This is a genomic window from Acinetobacter sp. GFQ9D191M, from assembly GCF_011174875.1.
GTDB lineage: Bacteria > Pseudomonadota > Gammaproteobacteria > Pseudomonadales > Moraxellaceae > Acinetobacter.
The window spans coordinates 1-17,542 of the sequence record NZ_JAALGV010000008.1 but is presented as its reverse complement, the minus strand read 5'-3'; the positions used below and the strand labels follow the sequence as shown (position 1 = coordinate 17,542).

17 protein-coding genes are annotated in these 17,542 nt (G+C 41.0%); 11 read left to right on the top strand and 6 right to left on the bottom strand.

Features of this window, described 5'->3' with window-relative positions; genetic code table 11:
* Nucleotides 1–132 precede the first annotated feature (132 nt).
* On the top strand, nt 133–993 hold the full coding sequence (locus tag G5T77_RS01365; RefSeq protein WP_166137383.1) for an alpha/beta fold hydrolase: 861 nt from the start codon (nt 133–135) through the stop codon (nt 991–993).
* A gap of 84 nt (nt 994–1,077) precedes the next feature.
* On the opposite strand, the gene G5T77_RS01360 is transcribed toward G5T77_RS01365, so the two are convergent.
* Entirely contained in the window at nt 1,078–2,013 is a 936-nt protein-coding gene (locus G5T77_RS01360; protein WP_166137380.1) for an alpha/beta fold hydrolase, read from the bottom strand.
* 250 nt (nt 2,014–2,263) lie between these two features.
* Between G5T77_RS01360 and G5T77_RS01355 the strand changes: the two genes are divergently transcribed.
* Nucleotides 2,264–2,800, top strand: coding sequence for a TetR/AcrR family transcriptional regulator (locus G5T77_RS01355; RefSeq protein ID WP_166137377.1), 537 nt, complete (start codon nt 2,264–2,266; stop codon nt 2,798–2,800).
* A 624-nt stretch (nt 2,801–3,424) separates the two neighbouring features.
* Here G5T77_RS01355 and G5T77_RS01350 read toward each other — a convergent pair.
* From G5T77_RS01350 to G5T77_RS01340, 3 genes are all read right to left on the bottom strand, one after another.
* Nucleotides 3,425–4,693 carry an OprD family outer membrane porin gene (locus tag G5T77_RS01350; RefSeq protein WP_166137374.1) on the bottom strand — a complete coding sequence of 423 codons (1,269 nt, stop codon included), beginning with the start codon at nt 4,691–4,693 and terminating at the stop codon, nt 3,425–3,427.
* Nucleotides 4,694–4,763: 70 nt separating this feature from the next.
* Entirely contained in the window at nt 4,764–6,113 is a 1,350-nt protein-coding gene (locus G5T77_RS01345; protein WP_166137371.1) for an MFS transporter, read from the bottom strand.
* A 414-nt stretch (nt 6,114–6,527) separates the two neighbouring features.
* Nucleotides 6,528–7,337, bottom strand: coding sequence for an IclR family transcriptional regulator C-terminal domain-containing protein (locus tag G5T77_RS01340; RefSeq protein ID WP_166137368.1), 810 nt, complete (start codon nt 7,335–7,337; stop codon nt 6,528–6,530).
* Between the two features lie 155 nt (nt 7,338–7,492).
* Between G5T77_RS01340 and pobA the strand changes: the two genes are divergently transcribed.
* A complete protein-coding gene (pobA, locus tag G5T77_RS01335) occupies nt 7,493–8,686 on the top strand; it encodes a 4-hydroxybenzoate 3-monooxygenase (protein ID WP_166137365.1) in 1,194 nt (397 codons plus the stop codon).
* 127 nt (nt 8,687–8,813) lie between these two features.
* On the opposite strand, the gene pcaU is transcribed toward pobA, so the two are convergent.
* Complete coding sequence (gene pcaU / locus G5T77_RS01330; protein WP_166137362.1) at nt 8,814–9,638, bottom strand: IclR family transcriptional regulator PcaU; 825 nt, start codon at nt 9,636–9,638, stop codon at nt 8,814–8,816.
* Nucleotides 9,639–9,925: 287 nt separating this feature from the next.
* Here pcaU and G5T77_RS01325 point away from each other — a divergent pair, with 287 nt between their 5' ends.
* The 8 genes from G5T77_RS01325 (at nt 9,926) to pcaG (ending at nt 16,713) form a co-directional block, all read left to right on the top strand.
* The gene (locus G5T77_RS01325; RefSeq protein ID WP_166137359.1) at nt 9,926–10,597 is read left to right on the top strand and encodes a 3-oxoacid CoA-transferase subunit A; all 672 of its coding nucleotides are present in this window, start codon (nt 9,926–9,928) and stop codon (nt 10,595–10,597) included.
* A gap of 21 nt (nt 10,598–10,618) precedes the next feature.
* Entirely contained in the window at nt 10,619–11,272 is a 654-nt protein-coding gene (locus tag G5T77_RS01320) for a 3-oxoacid CoA-transferase subunit B (protein ID WP_166137354.1), read from the top strand.
* A gap of 129 nt (nt 11,273–11,401) precedes the next feature.
* Entirely contained in the window at nt 11,402–12,607 is a 1,206-nt protein-coding gene (pcaF, locus tag G5T77_RS01315) for a 3-oxoadipyl-CoA thiolase (RefSeq protein WP_166137351.1), read from the top strand.
* A gap of 78 nt (nt 12,608–12,685) precedes the next feature.
* Entirely contained in the window at nt 12,686–14,044 is a 1,359-nt protein-coding gene (gene pcaB / locus G5T77_RS01310) for a 3-carboxy-cis,cis-muconate cycloisomerase (RefSeq protein WP_166137348.1), read from the top strand.
* Complete coding sequence (locus G5T77_RS01305; protein ID WP_171521861.1) at nt 14,041–14,826, top strand: alpha/beta fold hydrolase; 786 nt, start codon at nt 14,041–14,043, stop codon at nt 14,824–14,826. Before pcaB ends, G5T77_RS01305 begins: the two co-directional genes overlap by 4 nt.
* Nucleotides 14,827–14,909: 83 nt before the next feature.
* Nucleotides 14,910–15,308 carry a 4-carboxymuconolactone decarboxylase gene (gene pcaC, locus G5T77_RS01300; protein WP_166137345.1) on the top strand — a complete coding sequence of 133 codons (399 nt, stop codon included), beginning with the start codon at nt 14,910–14,912 and terminating at the stop codon, nt 15,306–15,308.
* Nucleotides 15,309–15,343: 35 nt separating this feature from the next.
* Nucleotides 15,344–16,069: a protocatechuate 3,4-dioxygenase subunit beta gene (pcaH, locus tag G5T77_RS01295; RefSeq protein WP_166137342.1), complete on the top strand. Its 726-nt coding sequence runs from the start codon at nt 15,344–15,346 to the stop codon at nt 16,067–16,069.
* A 14-nt stretch (nt 16,070–16,083) separates the two neighbouring features.
* Nucleotides 16,084–16,713 (top strand): protocatechuate 3,4-dioxygenase subunit alpha, encoded by a 630-nt coding sequence (pcaG, locus tag G5T77_RS01290; RefSeq protein WP_166137386.1) that lies wholly within the window; start codon nt 16,084–16,086, stop codon nt 16,711–16,713.
* A gap of 125 nt (nt 16,714–16,838) precedes the next feature.
* On the opposite strand, the gene G5T77_RS01285 is transcribed toward pcaG, so the two are convergent.
* Nucleotides 16,839–17,318, bottom strand: coding sequence for a MarR family winged helix-turn-helix transcriptional regulator (locus G5T77_RS01285; RefSeq protein WP_075168026.1), 480 nt, complete (start codon nt 17,316–17,318; stop codon nt 16,839–16,841).
* Nucleotides 17,319–17,542: the final 224 nt, after the last annotated feature.

Below are 17,542 nucleotides of genomic sequence, written 5' to 3'. Positions count from 1 at the left end.
TTTTGCTAGTCTAGAGCCTTAAAATTAATTTCTAAATTATTTGCTGCCTAGGCAAATATGAAGTTAAGCAATAAGTGCTGCTCGCACTTATTGCGTTTTAATATTTAAAAAATGTATTACAGGGAATGAGTAATGCAAATAAAAAATGTTTTTATACCTTTAGACTCTTTTCAAATTCAGGCTGATTTATATATAAATAATAATGGCTTGCCCTTTGTCATTATGGCTCATGGCTTGGGTGGAGACAAAAGTTGTGCCCTAGATCGATATATCAAATCTTATCTGGAACAGGGATATAGTGTTTGCTGTTTTGATCATAGAGGATTTGGCAAGAGTAGTGGTAAATATAAAAATCTTGTCGATAAAAATAGTCAATTAAAGGACTGGAAAGCAGTCATTCAATATCTCAAAAATGAGTTTAATCTGACTGAGCAGGACTTTGTATTATGGGGTTACTCATTTAGCGGGGGACATGTATTAACACTCGCCAGTGAACAGAAGTACCATGCCGTTATTGCTAACTTTCCGCATGTGGATGGTTTGGCTAGTTTGCTGGGTTACCCTAAACGTTATCTCTTACCTGCAACCTATTTAGCAATCACTGACTTGTTCTATAGTCTATTTGGCAAGTCAAAATTGATGAAGATCGTGGCAAAAAGCCGGTTTGCAGTCCTATCGGGTTCAGATTGTTATCGGGGTTATTATTCATTAGTTGAGGAAAACCAAAACTGGGATAACCAGGTTCCTGCACGAATCGTCCTCACTATTCCATTTTATCGCCCCATTTCAGTAAGCCATAAAATTCAGACCCCAACCTTAATGATTGGAGCAAAGCAAGACTCCTTGATTCCAATTTCAAGTACACGTAAAACGGCGCAACAATCAAAGTCAATCTGCTATTTAGAAGAAGATTGTGGGCATTTTGATCTGTTTCATGCACCCTATATCGATCGCATCCAATCGCAACACATATCATTTCTACAGCAGCTTTAATTTAAAAATTTTCTATCGATCGCTTTAAAAAAACAGCCTTATCCAAGGATAAGGCTATTTTAGCTGTTATAAACAGTATGGCATTTATACGTGTGCTCTTGAAGGCTTTAAGCTGTTTAAAAAGTCTAACTGATAACTTAAATTTTGTGAGAAGTATGGCTCAAAATAAGGGTCAAAATGGTCCGCTTCAATTTTCTTCATTTGAATGAAAGGATTCTTTACCTTTTCGATCTTTTTAGCTACGAACGGAGCGACGGTATCCTGAGTTGCCCCTACAATCAACATAGGTACTTTGACCTGCTTTAAACGTTTCCATGGGCGATAGAACCCCATGGTCAAAAGCGAACGTGCAGTAACACGATTATCATAGTCTATATTCAATTTCTCTTTAGCAAGTTCCATGGCATTCCAGGCCTGATCACGATCCATCGCTCCTAATTGACCCGGTTGTGACACAGTTGGAATACAAATTCGTTCACCTGGTTTAATTCTGTCCGCTAAACCATACCCTAAAAACTTAAACATTTGGGGTAGAGGTACAGAACGTACTGTACTGATCCCATCTAGCATAGGAACTTGAATAATGGCACCTTTTAATTCAGGGTGTTCTGCTACCAGATCCACTACATGTCCACCACCAAATGAAGTACCCCAAGCAATAATATTGTCAGCATCCACCTGAGACATAGACTTCAAATGGGATAAAGCCTTATTAACGGTTTTTACTCGTTTCCACGGATTAATATCCTGACGTGGCAGACCTTCACTCAATCCCCAGCCTGGATAATCAAATTCCATCACAGCGTAACCTTGGGTAACAAAGTGATTGATGAAAGAATCGGTCAATGCACCTTGAATACTTCCCCAACCACCTACCATTAAAACAGCAGGCAGCTTTTGTGTTGCTGACTCTTTAGGTACATGTAAAGTTGCTGAGCACATATCGCCTTCAGTTAGGAAATTAGACTCATAGACTGATTTTTCAATATGTGAGGTATCAGGATATTTACGATTTGTCATATAGTTTAGCCTGCTCTTAGATTTCTTGATGGCTGCCTTCCATCTTATTTCTTGTTAAAAATGCACCAGAAAATTAAATTTATTTTGATCAATCAGTAGTGCATTATTATTCTTTTACATTATCTTGAATGTCGTTCAAGATTGTATGATTTAACTATATTCTTGAATAGCATTCAAGAAGAATTTACGATACTGCTTTGACTCGTTTTATGCGATAGCACCTTAATTTTTAGTAGATTAGGAAAACTGAATGGCCCGTAATAAACGTGTACAAGATCGGGAAGAAAAACAACAAGAGATTATCGATGCTGCACGTTCGTTGTTTCTAACCGAAGGGTATGATGCTACTTCAATCAACCGCATTGCGGTCGAAGCTCAGGTAGCTCCAAATACAATATATTGGTATTTCAAAAACAAAGATGAACTGCTAGTGAGCATTTTGAATGCTGAATTAACGAAGCATATAAATGAATACATGTTGCAATCATCAAAGGATCTTTCTGAACGTTTAATCTGGGTAGTGGATCAACTGCAATTAGTTGATCGCCTAGTGAGTACTGTGCATGCCAGATTAAAATTTTCACCAGAGCTGAAGGAGTGGCATGAGAGGTTTCATGTCATGGTGGAGGCTTTGTTTCGTTTAGAGCTACAGAAGATAGGGGTGGCTGCTGATCAAATTGAGCCTAAAGTAAAAATAGCTGTTTTCACCATTGAAGGTCTTTTAGCCCATAAGTTATCTGAACCAGAAAAACGGGCAATTTGTTCGGCTTTGATTGCTAGTTCATAAGTTAGTTATGAATAGGCATAAGGTATAGAAGTTCTTCACACTATAAGAATTTTAAAAATGAGCATATTTTAAGTTATGAAAAAGCTTGGTAAATATCAGAAGTTTTATGCTCATTTACTTCACTTCTATCTTAATGATAGAAGTAAAAGCTATCTTAGGAATTCATGATCAGAAACCTAGAGTAAAAAGGGGAAATTTTTGTTGAAAAAGATTGTGTTTATAGAGAGAAAATGTAAGTATTAAAATAGTTCTTTATGATTATATTTTTTTAAAATCAATGACTTTTAAATAAAAAATCTCTTTGATTTTAAGCTAAATTGTATTTTTTAGGCAGGAGTGAGGGGCAGCAATAAATTAGTAGCTTGGCTGAGAGTTAAATGAGATTAGCCTTATAGCTCAAGATCCTAACTCTAAAAGGGAAAATTGGGGATAATTTTTGACATTCTAGAATTTTATTTTTGGAATTCGTTCTTCAGGTTTTAAATGCAATTGATACTATCTCAAAAATAATAATTTATTTAACAGATTTAGTTCTGATACTACTCTAAAAATATATTAGGATCTGACACTACTCTTTTGAGTAGTGTCATCAAGATCATTCATTTTTTCAAAATTAAGTGTGATTTACTTAAATTTCCAAGTGTAATCAATATTTACACGTGTTTCATTATCAGAGCGGAAAGCCATACCTTGTGCAGGCATATTATTTCGATAATGACTATAACGCGCACGCAGGTTTAAACCTTCGAGCTTACCTGTCGGAATGCGGTAACTTAATTCAAAATCTAGAGCATCTTGCTCAAACTCTTCGCCAGGCAGACTTCTAATTTCAATATCTACCCCTTTACTATAACGAGTCATAAATTTAAGACCATTAAGTGAGGTATCTTTAAAATCGTAGTCATAACGGGCATGATAAACTTTCTCATTAATATTGGTGAAGTCCGCACTCATACTGTCTAAGAATACTGCTGGTTCGGCTCCTGCTAATGTAGGCATTGCAGTGTCACCAAACGATTGCATATAACCAAGGCTAAAGGTGTGATTACTACGATTTAAGCCGAAGATGCCACTGAAATGTTGATTCTCGATATCACCTGCAAGGGCATCGCCTGAATCTTCACTCACGAACAAACGCAAATCAGATAGGAAGTTACCGATACCAATATTATGCTTGGTTTTTAGACCCAAGAAACTTTGTTGATACACATCATGTAAGTCTGCATAAAAAAGTTGTGTAGCAACCTGATCATTTACTTTATATTCAGCCCCCAACATATGCAGGCCAGAAGATTCAGCAGCAGCTTCAAATCGCCCATTTGGGTTACCTACTCGAATCTTTTCATAGTTGGTGGAGTCTCGTTGGTTGACTCGATCTGTATACAATGCATGAACTTTTAAATTGTCTATTTCATTAAACTGTAAATGAGCACCACGATAGTTCTGCTGGAATAAACGGGCAGGGCTGGAAAATAGCACAGGGAACATGGGCGCCAATGTTCCTACATGTAATGTGGAATCCTGTACTTTTGCTTTCGCGGTCCAACGGAGTTCACCATACTGATCGGCGCGCTTTCTGTCTTTACCAACAGGGAGCAAACCGGAAGCAGCATACTCATCGACGCTATCGCCTAATAAGTTAAAACCTGCCAGACCTAGGATATCTACACCAAATCCAACAACACCTGGTGTATAACCAGAATTTGCTTTTAAGATAAAACCCTGAGCCCAATCACGCGCTGCCGGGAAAGCATCTCCTTGCTTATAGTCACGGTCATAATAGAAATTACGTGCTGTCAATGTGACCTGAGAATCATCAATAAAACTGTTTGCAAAAGCAGGAGCTAAAACTACAGACGAAAGTATCCCCAAAAAGATTGCAGAGAATCTCATGATATTATCCCTATATATTTGAATAGAGCTGAACTTCATGTTCAGCTCATGATAATGAAGTAATAAAAAGTTATGAACTTACAGTAGAGCCTTGGAAATTCAACTGAGCTGCATGTTTGTTTTGCAATTTTGAAAGACTAAGCACAGTCACAATCGCAAGAATAAACGCACCCGCATAGTAGCCATACAAGGTAAGTGAAGAAATTCCGCCGTCCAGGAAAGCCCCTGCAACTAACGGAGATAAAATTCCACCAATACGGCCAAAACCAATTGCAGAACCTACACCGGTAGCACGCACATCAGCTGCATAGATTGATGGCGACATGGCATAAAGACCTGCTACACAGCCATTAGATAATACGCCCAAGAAAACTGAAAGGATAAAGGCAATAGTAAGTGTGCCGGTACTGTTTACAAAAAGCAGAATTAAGATAGCGGTTAATGCCAGGAAGGCTGCTTGTACATAAAATACACGTACACGTGCACTAATTAGACCGATTAATGCAGCACCAAACATGCCGCCTGCACTGATCAGTACACCAGCAGTCACACCTTGTTCAGTCGTCATGCCGTTTGCAGACAAGATTTTTGGTGTCCAGCTCATAACGAAGTAGAAGCCGAACATTACGAAGAAGAAACTAACCCAAAGTAAAATGGTTTGTAGGCCGAGCCCAGCAGTGAATAATTTTGCAATTCCAATCTTAGATTGTGCGGTATTGAGTACAACTTCAGGAAGTTGCTGAATACGAGTCAAACCAATACGTTGGCAGAGGTGATTAATACGATCTAAAGCATTTTTTGGCTGTTTAACCAGCAGATAATCAAGCGATTCTGGTAAAGTGAAAAATGCTACTACCAGCATAAACATGGTCGTTAATCCGCCTGCAAGGAAGACTGAACGCCAGCCGAAATGGCTGATCAAAGCAATTGCAATCATACCGCCAATGGTTGCACCTATGGCATAACCGGTGGATTGCAAACTTACTGCCAGGCTTCTCCAGCGCGATGATGCATATTCACTGGCAATCACATTACTGCTTGCCAAAATACCACCAATCCCTAGACCAGTAATGAAACGCATAATACCGAGCTGAGTTGCACTCTGTACTAGTGAAGCAGCAATCATGCTGACACCACTAATAAGCAGACAAAGCAGAATTAAAGGGCGACGACCAATTTTGTCTGCCCAAGGGGCCAAAAATAAAGAACCTGCACCCATACCAAACAGACCGGCACTTAATAAAGCACCTAACTGTGAACCTGTGAGTCCCCATTCTGCTGATACCGATGATGCAGTGAATGCCATCACCAATACATCGAAACCATCGATGACATTTAAAAGAACACAGATACCGATAACAAACCATTGATAGCTATTCATGGTTTTGTTATTCATTTCCTCACGAGGGTTCTGAACCATTTACTTTCTCCATGGAATCAGACACCTAAACCAGCATATATATGTATAAATAAACGTGATTAGTTTATTAATATTGCATAATTTTTTTGGTTAAAAGGTGTCATCCTAGTAATGTTTAAGATGTCCACCGCAGATCAGAACCCGTCCATGTTCTGTTGCTGAAGATTTAATCAGCCTACTTGCGATGTGCTGAATTTATCATTATTGGATCCAAATACAAGCATAAAATATATGCAATAATCGTTTTTTTGGATTAAATGGATCCATAGAGCATAGGAAATCATTGAATAATCTAGTGAAATACTAGGAATTAAAAAGTATGAACAAAGGCGTTCATTTTGTAAAAAAAGAATACATATGATCAATCACTTAGCATAAAAAATCATAAAAAACTTTAAAAATCATGCAATATTATCAAAGTATGGCACGCAACTCATGAGCAGTCTGTTTAAGCAGAGGGAGGATATTTTGTATTAAATAACTGGTATTAATACGCGCGCTTGAGCCAATACAGTTTAGCGCAGCTACAGTATCTCCCTGCATATTTAAAATGGGGACTGCCATCGCAATGATTCCTAATTCATGTTCTTCTGTAGAAATACAGTAATCAAGCTGACCAACTTGCTCTAATGTTTTTAAAAAAACCTGTGGATCCGTAATGGTGTAGGGGGTAAGCCGTTTCAGGTTAAATTTATCCAGCCATTGTTGTTGGGCTTCAAGACTTAAACGTGAAAGCAGAATTTTGCCCGTCGATGTAGCATACGCAGGCAGGCGGTTCCCTAGGTGTACACCAAGTGGACTAAGTTTGCTGGTGTCAATTTGGGGAGCAATACTTTTTGCAACAGGTACAACTTCATGCTCATCAAGTACTGCAACAGAATAACTCAAAGCAGTTTTTATGCTTAAGAGGTTGAGCATCGGTTGGGCAACTTTAGGTAAGTAGGCGGAACTGAGATAAGCGCTGGAAAAGCGTAACACTTTATAGGTGAGCCAATAGAAATGTTCATCTGTATCGAGATAACCGAGAAATTTGAGGGTACGGACATAGCGTCGAGCCGCAGTACGACTGAGCCCGGTACGTTCAGCAATCTGGGTAACATTCAGCTTTTGACGTTCAGTACTGAAGCATTCAAGCAAACTTAAACCTTTTGCCAGACCTGCAATGTAGTCGTCATACTGAATAGATTCATTATTATTTTCACTAAAAATCAAATTCTTGCGCAATTACATTCCCCTCATTATTTATTTTCTTTAGATATCTTGTCCGATCATCGGTCAAAAGTCATCTATTTCGGTAGGGATTGAGGCTAAAGTCTAGGCGGAAACATAAAAATTTCTTAGCTTGTAAAAAAGGATGGCTATTTGGAAATTGTCAGCATATGGAAATTTTAAACACTAAAGTCGCAATTATTGGTTCAGGTCCAGCAGGATTATTGCTTGGACAATTACTCTATAAAGCCGGTATTGATCATATTTTGATTGAGCAGCGTAGTGCTGAGTATGTAGCAAGCCGTATCCGTGCTGGTATTCTTGAGCAGGTATCGGTTGACCTTTTGGCTGAGGCCGGTGTAGATGCTCAACTCAGAGAAAAGGGCTTACCACATAACGGTATTGAAATTTTAACCAATGGTGAGAAACATCGTGTGGATCTGACTCAACTCACCGGAGGTAAGCAAGTCACTGTTTATGGTCAAACTGAAGTAACCAAAGACTTGATGCAAGCACGTACTGAAGCGCAATTAACGTCTTTCTACGAAGCAAGTAATGTACAAGTTCATGAATTTTATGGTGAGCAGCCTTCTGTGACATTTGAACATGAAGGCCGTCAGGTCACGGTTCAATGTGATTTTATCGCAGGTTGTGATGGTTACCATGGTGTATGCCGTGCCAGCGTTCCTGAAGATAAAATCAAGACCTTTGAAAAAGTGTACCCATTTGGCTGGTTGGGTGTACTTGCAGATGTACCGCCAGTAGCAGATGAATTAATTTACGTACAATCCGAGCGTGGTTTTGCACTCTGCAGTATGCGTTCAAATACACGTAGCCGTTACTACCTGCAGGTATCATTAACAGACAAAGTTGAAAACTGGTCAGATGAACAGTTCTGGGAAGAACTGAAAAACCGGCTTGATCCTGAAAGCCGTGAAAAACTGATCACGGGTCCTTCAATTGAGAAAAGTATTGCACCACTGCGTAGCTTTGTAACAGAGCCAATGCGTTTTGGTAAATTGTTCCTGGCAGGGGATGCAGCGCATATTGTTCCGCCAACAGGTGCCAAAGGTCTTAATCTTGCTGCATCAGATATCGCATTCTTGTCTAAAGCTTTGATTGAATACTATGACAATGGTTCAGAAGCTGGCATTGATAGCTATTCGGAAAACTGTTTAAAACGTGTGTGGAAAGCAGAACGTTTTTCTTGGTGGATGACACATTTACTTCATCGTTTTGAAACAGAAACTGAGTTTGAACATAAAATCAAACAAGCAGAATTAAGCTACATTTTAGGTTCAGAAGCAGGTCAGACGACACTTGCTGAAAATTATGTAGGCCTACCGCTACAAAAAGCGAGCTAAGTACAAATTTAAAGACTTGTGTTATTTAAGATTCAGGACACATCGAGTTCATTTGAGCTCGATGTGTTTTTTTATTTTAGAGAAAAGGTATTCATTTACAACATTCGCATTCTATCTAGAAAATGGCTTAAACAAATTGACGGAATTCTCGCGCTGTTTGTTGCAGTAAAGGCAAAATATGCTGTTGTAAATATTCTTTGCTGGTGCGTCCAGTCGGGGAAACAATGTTTAAAGCAGCAACGACATCGGCACGGTGGTTATAAATTGGAACCGCAAGTGCATGTACACCAAGTTCATGCTCTTCTGCTGAATAACAGTATTCATTGGCACGAATCTGCTGTAACAGAGCTAAAAATGCCTGATTATCGGTATACGTGTATTTAGTCAGTGATTTTAAAGGGTATTGATCAAGCCATTCTTGCTGAGACTCAGGGCTTAAATAACTGAGTAAAACTTTCCCTGCAGAAGTGGCATGTGCGGGTAATCGATTGCCGAGATGTAAGCCGTAAGGATTGACCCGATCGGTTTGTTGGTGTGCAGCACTACGTGCGATCGTAATTGCCTCAAAACCATCCAAGACCATAACAGAGTAAATCAATGAAGTTTGCTGGGTGAGCAAATTGAGAAGGGGTTGAGCAATTTTAGGTAACTGTGCTCCACTCAAATAAGCTCCTGAAAATTTAAGGACTTTAGGACTCAAAGAATAAAAATGGCCATCAAAATCTAAATAACCAAGATATTCCAGTGTTAGTAAATGACGACGCGCAGCAGCCCGTGTAAGTCCTGTTTTTTCAGCTGCCATGCTAACGTTTAAACGGTGTCTATCATTGGCAAAGCAATCCAGAATTGCCAATCCTTTACTTACCCCGGCAATGAAGTCTTCATGACGAATCATTTTTTTATTCTCAGGGTTCTGGATCACCTGGTCACGTGAACTATCGCTGGTTGCCATGTCAAATTCCTTGATCTTCATATATTACTTCTGCATGTATCGTTACGGTTTCTTTATTCAATTCTAAGAATTAGAAAAAGTTTTTGTTCGATCATCGTACAAAGATTCTGTAAATCGTACAAAACCATTTTTAAACCGTAGTCGAAAGCTTGGATTTTATCAAGAATAGATCACACAGAATCCTAAGGATTTTGGTTGGAATTTGTTCTCCGTCCAGAATGTATTTTCACCAGAACCTTAGGTTCTCAAAAATTTTTGTACTTAGTGGCAACACATGGAGTTATTTGATGATCGATAAAAGTTCTGCTTCACTGGTTGAAGCACTTTCACAAATCAAAGACGGATCAACCATCATGATTGGTGGTTTCGGTACCGCAGGTCAGCCGGCTGAACTGATCGATGGCCTGATCGAACTTGGTGTGAAAGATCTGGTGATCGTCAATAACAATGCCGGTAACGGGGATTATGGCCTGGCAAAGCTCCTTAAAGCTGGTGCAGTACGTAAGATCATCTGTTCTTTCCCACGTCAGTCAGATTCCTGGGTATTTGATGAACTGTACCGTGCAGGCAAGATCGAGCTGGAACTGGTTCCGCAAGGTAACTTGGCCTGCCGTATTCAGGCAGCAGGTATGGGCCTAGGTCCAATCTACACACCAACTGGTTTTGGTACTTTGCTGGCTGAAGGCAAACAGACCATGAACTACGAAGGTAAAGATTACGTTTTAGAAAATCCAATTAAAGCGGACTTTGCTCTGATTAAAGCTTCTAAAGGTGACCGTTGGGGCAATCTGGTGTATCGCAAATCTGCCCGTAACTTCGGACCAATCATGGCGATGGCGGCAGATGTGACGATTGCTCAGGTGTCTGAAGTGGTTGAACTCGGGGCACTCGATTCTGAACACATCATTACCCCAGGCATTTTCGTACAGCACGTTGTACAAGTACAGCCTGCACAGTAATCACGGCTAAGGAGAAAAAAGATGAGCTATACCAAACTGACCCGTGACCAGATTGCTGAACGTGTTGCCCAAGACATTCCAGATGGGGCTTATGTCAATTTAGGCATTGGCCTACCCACTAAAATTTCAAGCTACCTGCCTTCAGATAAAGATGTATTCCTGCATTCTGAAAATGGTTTGCTAGCATTTGGCCCACCACCTGCAGAAGAAGACCGTGATCCTGAACTAATCAATGCCGGAAAAGAATTTGTGACCATGCTTGAAGGCGGTGCTTTTTTCCATCATGGGGATTCATTCGCAATGATGCGTGGTGGTCACTTAGACATAGCAGTGTTGGGTGCTTTCCAGGTGGCTGAGAATGGTGATTTGGCCAACTGGCATACCGGTGCTCCTGATGCGATTCCTGCAGTCGGCGGTGCCATGGATCTGGCGGTAGGTGCCAAGAAAGTCTTTATCACGACCGATCACGTCACTAAAAAAGGTGAACCAAAAATTGTATCTGAACTTTCTTATCCTGCTACTGGCTTGAAGTGTGTCGATCGCATCTACACCGACCTGTGTGTGATTGATGTCACTGCTGATGGCATGAAAGTGATTGAAAAAGTTGAAGGTCTGTTATTTGAAGAATTGCAGTCGATGACGGGTGCCAGACTGATTGATGCAACACAGGGTTAATAATCCTTCCTAACCTCCCTGAGCGAGTTTTAAAGCACCGCTTTTAAAACTAGCGCAAGAAAGGGAAGAAAAGTCCCCCTTTTATAAAGGGGGATTTAGAGGGATTTAAAGGAACAAGGAATTTAATAAATGAAAAACGCATATATCATCGATGCCATCCGTACCCCATTCGGCCGCTATGCCGGTGGACTGGCTCCTGTCCGTGCTGACGATCTGGGGGCGATTCCGATTAAAGCCCTGATGGAACGCAACTCAAATATCAACTGGGAAAAAGTAGATGACATCATCTACGGCTGTGCCAACCAGGCCGGTGAAGATAACCGTAATGTCGGTCGTATGTCAGCCCTGCTGGCAGGTGTACCTTTTCAAGTGCCAGCAACCACGATTAACCGTCTCTGTGGATCCTCCCTGGATGCGGTAGCAATTGCTGCTCGTGCGATTAAGGCAGGTGAAGCTGATCTGATTGTGGCTGGTGGTGTGGAATCCATGTCACGTGCACCGCTGGTGATGGGTAAGTCTGAAACCGCTTATGGCCGTACTCAAAAGCTTGAAGATACCACCATGGGCTGGCGTTTTATCAACCCGAAACTGAAGGAACTGTATGGCGTGGAAACCATGCCGGAAACTGCGGAAAATGTGGCAGCACAGTTCAATATCAACCGTGAAGATCAAGACAAGTTTGCCCTGACCAGCCAGCAACGTACTGCAGCGGCACAGGCCAAAGGTTTCTTTAAAAATGAAATCATTCCGGTAGTGATTCCTCAGCGTAAAGGCGAACCTGTGGTTGTTAATACCGATGAACATCCTCGTGCTTCTACGACACTAGAAGGTTTAACCAAGCTAAAACCAGTCGTCAAAGGAGATGGTACGGTAACGGCAGGCAATGCATCCGGCATCAATGATGGCGCTGCTGCTCTCCTGATTGCATCCGATGAAGTAGTTTCTCAATATGGACTGAAAGCGCGTGCCAAAATTATTGGTTCAACGGTTGTTGGTGTAGAGCCACGTATTATGGGCTTTGGTCCGGCACCGGCGATCAAAAAACTGCTGGCCCAGACTGGGCTAACGCTGGATCAGATGGATGTCATTGAACTGAACGAAGCTTTTGCTGCACAGGCATTGGCGGTAACTCGTGATTTAGGTTTAGCAGATGATGAAGCACGAGTGAACCCAAATGGCGGTGCGATTGCAATTGGTCATCCACTCGGTGCTTCCGGTGCCCGTCTGGTGACTACTGCCTTGAATCAACTGGAACAGACCGGTGGTAAATATGCCCTCTGCTCAATGTGTATCGGGGTGGGCCAAGGCATCGCACTGATTATTGAACGTGTATAAATTTAAATCCTATTTCATTTGTTGCTTAAAAACAAAACAATGAAAGGTATTTAAAACAAGTTAGAAAAGGACATTCAAATGAGCCAATTGTACGCAAGTCTATTTTACCAAACTGAGATCACCACAATATTCAGTGATGAAGGAATGGTACGTTATATGTTGCAAGCAGAAGCAGCATTGGCTCGGGCTCAATCCAAGGTGGGGGTTATTCCTGCGTCAGCGGCAGCACAGATTGTATCCGTTACTCACCAACCGGTAAATGAGGTTATTGACTTTACTGCGCTTGCAAGTGCATCAGGGCTTGCTGGAAACATTGCAATTCCCTTTGTGAAGCAATTAACGGCTGCGGTTAAAAAAGTTGACGAGGATGCTTCACGCTATGTGCATTGGGGAGCAACAAGCCAAGACATTATTGATACTGCATGTATTTTGCAGTGCCGTAATGGCTTGAATTTAATTGAAGCTCAACTCATCCAGGCGATGGTGGCGACTCGAAAATTGACTGAATGCTATCGTGACCAAGTCATGATTGGTCGGACATGGTTACAACAAGGTTTGCCACTGACCTTTGGTCATAAAACTGCACGTTGGTTGGCAAGTTTGCAGCGTGATTTTGACCGTGTACAAGCCCTTAAAAATTCTGTTTTAACCGCCCAATTGGGCGGAGCAGTCGGCACACTTGCATCACTCCTTGATCAGGGTAGTGCCGTGGTTGAAGCCTTTGCAGCAGAACTTGATTTGAATATTCCGGATTGTACTTGGCATGGTGAACGCGATCGTATTGTTGAAATTGCCCATGTGCTTGCAACGATTACAGGTAATTTGGGCAAGATGGCGCGCGATTGGTCGCTAATGATGCAAACTGAAATTGCAGAAGTGTTTGAACCAAGCGGGGCAGGGCGTGGTGGTTCATCAACTATGCCACATAAACGTAATCCTGTAGCAGCCGCATCAATTTTGGCAGCCGCGAATCGTGTACCTGCACTCATGTCGAGTATCTATCAAAGCCTCGTTCAGGAACATGAACGCAGTTTAGGTTCTTGGCATGCTGAATGGCTTGCATTACCGGAAATCTTCCAACTGTGCGCAGGCAGTTTGGCACGTGCAATTGAAGTGTTTGAAGGACTTGATGTCCAAGCTGACAATATGCTTCGCAATCTTGAATGTACCCAAGGCTTGATCATGGCAGAAGCGCTGATGATGGCATTGGCACCAAAACTAGGTCGACTCAATGCCCATCATGTGGTGGAAGCAGCATGTAAACAAGCAGTCGCTGAGAAACGTCATTTACTTGATGTGGCACAAAATAATGCTGAAATCACAGCAATTTTTGATGCACAGCAACTGCAAGATATTTTTAATCCGCAACGTTATTTAGGTAATACCCAACAGCAAATTGATGCGGTATTGCAACGTGTACAAGGAAAGACAGCATGATTTCACTGATCAAGAACCGAGATGGCCAACAATTGGCAGTTTATAGCTTTGGTGATGCAACTCAGCCAGCCATTATTTTTTCAAATTCATTGGGTACAGATCATGGCATGTGGCAGGCACAGGTGGTTGCATTTGCACAGGATTACTTCATGATTTGTTATGACACCCGTGGTCATGGAAAAAGTGCTGTGATTGAAAATAGTAAGCTAACTGATTTGGCGAATGATGTAGTGGATATTCTTGATCACTTTAATATTGAAAAAGCGCATTTTTGTGGCATTTCAATGGGGGGAATCACCGGCCTGCAACTTGGTTTAATTGCGCCACAACGTTTTCTAAGTATCACTATTGCAAACTCGGCAGCGAAAATCGGTCAAGAAGAGGCATGGTTATCACGTGCAGATACTGTAGAAACACAGGGTTTGGCAGAAATTGTGAGTACCACGCACACACGTTGGTTTAGTGACAAGTTTGATTATATCCATGATGCTATTGCGCAGCAAACCATTCAAAGCCTATCGGTAACCCCACCAAAAGGGTATGCAGCAGCATGTCGTGCGCTTGCTCAAGCAGACTTACGTGAACAGATTTCAACGATTCAAGTCCCTTGTCTGGCACTCTGTGGTGGACTTGATCCGGTGACCACAGTGGCAGATGGCGAATTTATGCAAGCGCATATACCGAACTGTGAGATCGCTGTAGTGGATGCATCACACTTATCCAATATTGAAGCACCACAACAATTTAACCAGATCTTTGTAGAGTTTATTGCAAAGCACTGATTTTAATTAAATATCGTTATGAAATGAAGGTGTTCCTCAGACATCTTCAGTCCGCCTTATAAACGTGAAAGAGTGTATTTATCATGAATGATGAAGAACGTTACAAACAGGGAATAGAAGTACGCACTGAAGTGCTAGGTGAAGCACACGTCGGACGCTCTTTGGAAAATTTAAATGACTTTAATGAAGACTTCCAAAACTTCATCAGTCGTTTTGCTTGGGGAGAAGTATGGTCACGTCCAGGATTACCACGTCATACACGTAGCCTGGTGACTATCGGTATTTTGCTCGCATTGGGTCGTGAAGCTGAGTTACGTATGCATATCCGTGCATGTTTTAACAATGGCGTGACTAAAGAGGATCTGAAAGAGCTATTTCTACATGCCTCTTTATATGCAGGTTTGCCAGCTGCAAATGCTGCTATGTCACTGGCAGAAGAAGTATTTGAAGAACTCGGTATTGCACCGACAAAACTTAAATAACGGAAGATTTTTTAAAATTGAATAAGGAGAGGTTCATGTCTCAAATTTTATCAGGCGCATATGCGCAGCGTAATACCGATGATCATCCACCGGCGTATGCACCAGGTTATAAAACCAGTGTATTACGCTCGCCAAAAAATGCATTGATCTCGATTGCAGAAACACTTACAGAAGTAACTGCACCCCACTTTAGCGCTGATCTTTTGGGTCCAAAAGATAATGATCTGATTTTAAACTATGCCAAAGATGGTTTACCGGTCGGTGAGCGCGTGATTATTCACGGTTACCTACGTGACCAATTCGGTCGTCCGGTCAAAAATGCCATGATTGAAGTGTGGCAAGCCAATGCTTCAGGTCGTTACCGTCATCCAAATGACAAGTTTATTGGCGCAATCGATCCAAACTTTGGTGGTTGTGGTCGTATGTTAACGGATGAAAATGGTTTCTTTGTTTTTCGTACCATTAAACCAGGCCCATACCCTTGGCGTAACCGTATTAATGAATGGCGTCCAGCCCATATTCACTTCTCAGTGATGGCAGATGGTTGGGCACAGCGCTTAATTTCTCAGTTCTACTTTGAAGGCGATACACTGATTGATAGCTGCCCAATTTTAAAAACAATTCCTTCAGAACAACAGCGTCGCGCTTTGATTGCCCTTGAAGACAAGAGCAACTTTATTGAAGCGGACAGTCGTTGTTACCGTTTTGACATCACACTACGTGGTCGTCGCGGTACTTATTTTGAAAATGAATTGACTTGATAAGGAGTATCATGATGAACGGTTGGAATTTTCAGGAATTACGTGAAACACCATCACAAACAGGTGGTCCGTACGTACATATCGGTTTAATGCCAAACCAGGCCGGTATTGAAGTGTTTGAACATAGTTTCAATAACCAGTTGGCGAAAGCAGAAACCCAAGGCGAACGTATTCGTTTAGAAGGTCAGGTATTTGATGGTCTAGGTTTACCACTCCGCGATGTTCTTGTAGAGATCTGGCAAGCTGATGCCAATGGTGTTTACCCGAGCCAAGCTGATATACAAGGCAAGCAAGCCGATCCAAACTTCTTGGGTTGGGGCCGAGCTGCTGCTGACTTTGAAACCGGTGTATGGAGCTTTGATACGATTAAGCCAGGTGTTGTGCCAGGCCGTAAAGGCACTAAACAAGCACCGCATATTGCACTGGTAATTTTTGCACGTGGGATTAACTTAGGTTTACATACCCGTGTTTATTTTGACGATGAAGCTGAAGCCAATGCCAATGATCCATTATTGAATGGTATTGAGTGGGCGCCACGTCGTGAAACCTTGATCGCAAAACGCCAGGAGCGTGATGGTCAAGTGGTTTATCGTTTTGATGTACGTATCCAGGGTGATAATGAAACGGTATTCCTAGATATCTAAGCATTCGATAGAAAGTGCTAAAATGACAAAAGGTCAGCATTTGCTGACCTTTTTAGCGAGAGATATTTCAAGATAAATAACTTATGAAATGTCAACAGACCCTATTTAAATCATAAGGTTGATAGTTATTTTTGAATATATTTTTCTATAAAAAATTCATTAATATCATTAATTTCACAATTTAAAATATTTAAGATCCGAATTAAATGCTCTTGATCTTCGTCAGAAAGTACCTCTAAAATTTTTTCTTCTCGCTCTTTGGCTACTTGATACATTTTTTCATACATGATTAGACCAGCAGATGTGAGCGTATTTTTTTTCACACGAGAATCTTTTTTATCTACTGTCATTTTAATATAACCACGTTCTTGGAGTTTTGCCAAAGAGCGACTCACAGCGCTCTTATCCAGTCCAATAACATGACAAATTCTACTTGCAGGAATATTCTCTTCAACCGCTAAAAGAGAAAGAATGCGCCAATCTGTGACTCCCATATCAAATAAAAAAGCATACAGTTGTGATGCACCATTCGACATCTTATTTGAAAAAAAGTTAATTAAAGCAGGAATATATCGATCTAATTGAAGTTTAAGTGAAGTATCCATACAGCGTGTATCAAAAAGTCTTTAAACCACTTTAACATGGATTTTTAATATTTTGTTGTCATGTCAACCAATTGGTTGACATGACAACTAATTTCTCCTATTTTTATTCATGTAGATCTTATTCTGTTTTAAAAAACTCGTAATTTTTCTTCAGGATAATTGTGATTAAGGAAAGCATCAGAATCATTACAAAAAGGGGTGGTGTTTCAAAAAGTATGCTGAAA